The organism is Neochlamydia sp. AcF95 (assembly GCF_018342455.1).
In the GTDB taxonomy this organism is placed as follows: Bacteria; Chlamydiota; Chlamydiia; order Chlamydiales; family Parachlamydiaceae; genus Neochlamydia.
In genome coordinates this window covers 1-3,993 of sequence record NZ_JAEMUC010000004.1, presented here as the reverse complement: position 1 = coordinate 3,993, position 3,993 = coordinate 1, and the positions used below count along the sequence as shown (strand labels likewise).

Below are 3,993 nucleotides of genomic sequence, written 5' to 3'. Positions count from 1 at the left end.
GGGGGATTTCATAGCACAAGCTGGCATTTTAGATAAGATTTATGAAATTAAGCCTAATCTTTCTATTGAAGAAAAAGTACCCTACATCTTTCAAAAACTTTTTACCTTAGCCGCTTCTCTTTCTCCTTTAGGTGGAAATGCTAAGGAAAGCAAGACCTTCACTCTTTCTAATTATTCCTCCTATCTACTAAATATTAACCGCCTCTTATTCTGGCACAAACTACCTGGAGGGACAGATTACTTAAATCAACTACACATTAAAACTTTACCTTTAAAGAAGAAAGGAGAACTGCTAACACAGTGGATAGAAGAGCAAGGTAAAAACATTATCGAACTGGACTTGGATGATGGGGTAGGCTTGACCTTTTTACCACCAGAGATATGGCAGCTCTCGCAGCTGCAAACGCTTAACCTAAGTAATAATCAGTTAACTACTCTTTCTCCAAAAATAGGTCAGCTTTCCAATCTGCAAAAGCTTGACATAAGTAACAACCTGCTAACCGCTATACCTGCAGAGATAGGGCAACTTACTAAGCTACAAAAGCTTGACTCAAGTAACAACCTGCTAACCGCTATTCCTGCAGAGATAGGGCAGCTTACTAAGCTACAAAAGCTTGACTCAAGTAACAACCAGCTAACCATTATTCGTGCAGAGATAGGGCAGCTCTCTAGGCTGCAAACGCTTAACTTAGGCGATAACCACCTAACTGCTCTTCCTGCTCAGATAGGGCAGCTCTCTCATCTGCAAGAGCTTGACCTAAGCTATAACCAGCTAACCATTATTCCTCACCTTCCTAAGGTAAAGAGGTTTAATATAGAGGGTAACCCTCTTTAGATGGCAGTATGAAGTCAATCCTATCTTTTTGTACGCTTGTTTACTTTGGTGAATAAACGGGAATCTATCTTTCCTAGCCTTTGGGCTAAGGTTTCAGATAGGTAGCGTATAATTGGCAAAAATTTTCCCTTTTAAGCCTTTTAGCAGGTTATGCAGGCTATGAAATGGAAGGTTTGGGAGCAAAAACTTTGAGAGGCTAATCCAAAAAGATGAGATAAAAATTGATAAGAGGTAAGAACAGCGGCTATAACTTCTACCAAATGCCAACAAAGCTTTTCTTTTTTTTCTTTAAAATAAAAATTGATCAATAAAGATAGAAAGAATAAGTTAATGGCGAAAAGGTAAGGCAAGCCTTAAAAGAAGTAGGCTCAGCTTACACATAAGGCAATCACTTATCCTAAAACTTTAAGGAGCTTATTATGATCCCTTCATCTTCTACTTCTAGCACCCAGGTAACTTTCCGCAGTACAGTCTCAGAGAATATAGAAGACGTGGTCTCAGGAGAGTTGATGACTCGGGCAGTTACTTTGTTTCCTTGCGGTCATACCTTTAACGAAGATACCGTCATCCAATGCTTAGCCCGCAATAGGCTTTGTCCTCTAGATAGAAGGCTTATTGAAAGGCATGCTCCTAACTATACCGTGAGGCACCTAGCTGAAACAGCTGATTCCCATCCATTAGAAGAACTTAAGCATGAGCCTAGTGAAGAAGCTGTAGGACATTTCTTACGAGGTAAAGAACTTGCTGAGAAAGGAGAACATGCCACTGCTATAGAAGCTTTACTGCAAGCTTTGCAATTAACTCCTACGTATGAAAAAGCTCAAGCCTACCTTGAATTTTGCCTTAAGCGCTCTTCCGAAGCTTTTTCATCTTCGCAGCCACTTCCTCCTTCTTTCCATGATAAAGATAAAGGTAAAGAAAAAAGCCTTTCTTCTACAGAGCCTTCTAAAGAACGCTATACTGAACTTTTATTCAATCTGTTAGAAGAGCCCTCCATTCAAGAAAACTCTATATTAAAGAAGATATTAGAGAATCAAGTCGAAGAGCTGATGAGTCAAGAGGGTGAAGAGCTAAATAAGAAAGAAAAGATAAGCTATAAATGGACAAAAGAATTATTAGGAGAAAATAAAAAGGTTAGGCAATTTGTCGTTGAAAAGCTGCGGCAAATCCACCAGGGCTCTTCCTCTCTTTACCCAGCTGCTTCCCAATCTTCTATTTCTTCTTCATCTACCACCTCGACTAATGAAATTCAAGCTCTTTCTCCTCCATCTACTACTCCTATTTCCATGACCTCGCTTTATAAAGCAATCCTCCAGGTTCATTTTCCTGAGGGGAATAGGGATCTCATAGCACAAGCTGACATTTTAGATAAGATTTATGGAATTAAGCCTAATCTTTCTATTGAAGAAAAAGTACCCTATATTTTTCAAAAACTCTTTAACTTAGCCGCTTTTCTTTCTCCTACGGAATTTGAAGGAAATGCTAAGGAAAGCAAGGCTATTACCCTTTCTAATTACTCCTCTTATCTGTTAAATACTAACCGTCTCTTACTTTGGCAAAAGCTACCTGGAGGAACAGAGTACTTAAATCAACCACAGATAAAAGCTTTATCTTTAAAGAAAAAAGGAGAGCTGTTAACGCAGTGGATAGAAAAGCATGGTAAAAACATTATCAAACTGAACTTAGATGGGGTAGGCTTGACTTATTTACCCCCAGAGATTTGGCAGCTTTCTGGACTGCGAGATCTTAGCTTAGGCAACAACCAGCTAACCGCTATTCCTACTGAGATAAGACGGCTTTCGCAGCTGCTAATGCTTAGATTACATGGAAATCTGTTAACCGCTATTCCTGCGGAAATTGGACAGCTTTCTAAGCTGAAATGGCTTTACTTAAGCAACAACCAGTTAACGGTTATTCCTACTCAGATAGGGGATATTTCTCAGCTAAGACGGCTTTCCTCGAGCAACAATCAGCTAAGGATTATTCCTACATCCATCGGGCAGCTTGTTAGGCTTGAGGAGCTATGCCTAAGTGGCAACCGGCTAACAACTATTCCTGCATCCATCGGACAGCTTTCTCAGCTGCAATCGCTTTACCTAAGTAACAATCGACTAACGACTATTCCTGCATCCATCGGACAGCTTGCTAGGCTAGAAGAGCTTTATTTAAGCAGTAATCAGCTTACTGTCATTCCCCCAGAAATCTTGCGGCTTCGAGGGGCTAGGGCGCGGATCGAATTAGATGGCAATCCGCTCGCTGCGAATTAGATTGAATGGCAATTCCCGTTAGAATGAATTATGAAGAGGGGTTTGCTTTTTATGCCCTTCTTTGCTTTGATGAATAAACGGGAATCCACCTCCCTAGCCTTTCACCTAAGTTTGTAGATTAAGCTTTTAGCTTGTTGCGCAGCCTACAAAAAAGCTTTAAACGCTAACATATAGGGAAAGAGCTAAACCTTTTATTATAATGCCAACAAAGCTTCCCTTGCTTTTCTCTTAAAATAAAAATTGATCAATAAAGATGAAAAGAATAAGTTAATGGCGAAAAGGTAAGGCAAGAGTTTAAAAAGCAGGTTAGACCGGCATTTAAGGCAATCGCTTATCATAAAACTTTAAGGAGCTTATTATGATCCCTTCATCTTCTACTTCTAGCACTCAGGTGACTTTCCGCACAACAGTTTCAGAGAATATAGAAGATGCTGTTTCAGGTGAGCTGATGACTCGGGCTGTTACTTTGTTTCCTTGTGGCCATACCTTCAACGAAGATACCATTATCCAATGCTTAGCGCGCAATAAGCTTTGCCCTCTAGATAGAAAGCTTATTGAAAGACATGCACCCAACTACACGGTGAGACACTTGGCTGAAACAGCTGAATCTCATCCATTAGAAGAGCTTAAGCATGAGCCTAGTGAAGAAGCTGTAGGACATTTCTTACGGGGTAAAGAACTTGCTGAGAAAGGAGAGCATACAACTGCTATAGAAGCTTTACTGCAAGCTTTGCAATTAACTCCTACCTATGAAAAAGCTCAAGCCTACCTTGAATTTTGCCTTAAGTGCTCTTCCAAAGCTTCTTCATCCTCGCAGCAACTTCCCCCTCTTTTTACTGAGAGTAGAGATAAAGGTAAAGAGAAAAGCCTTTCTTCTATAAACTCTCCTAA

At 40.1% G+C, this 3,993-nt stretch carries 2 protein-coding genes and 1 pseudogene; all 3 read left to right on the top strand.

Annotation, left to right across the window (positions count from 1 at the left end; genetic code table 11):
• Positions 1 to 358 precede the first annotated feature (358 nt).
• Positions 359 to 787, top strand: a pseudogene (locus NEOC95_RS09640) (leucine-rich repeat domain-containing protein); the annotation flags it as partial.
• 467 nt (positions 788 to 1,254) lie between these two features.
• Positions 1,255 to 3,102 (top strand): leucine-rich repeat domain-containing protein, encoded by a 1,848-nt coding sequence (locus tag NEOC95_RS00290; protein WP_213150930.1) that lies wholly within the window; start codon positions 1,255 to 1,257, stop codon positions 3,100 to 3,102.
• 358 nt (positions 3,103 to 3,460) lie between these two features.
• Positions 3,461 to 3,993 (top strand): hypothetical protein (locus NEOC95_RS00285; RefSeq protein ID WP_213150928.1); only part of this gene is annotated, 533 nt, incomplete at its 3' end.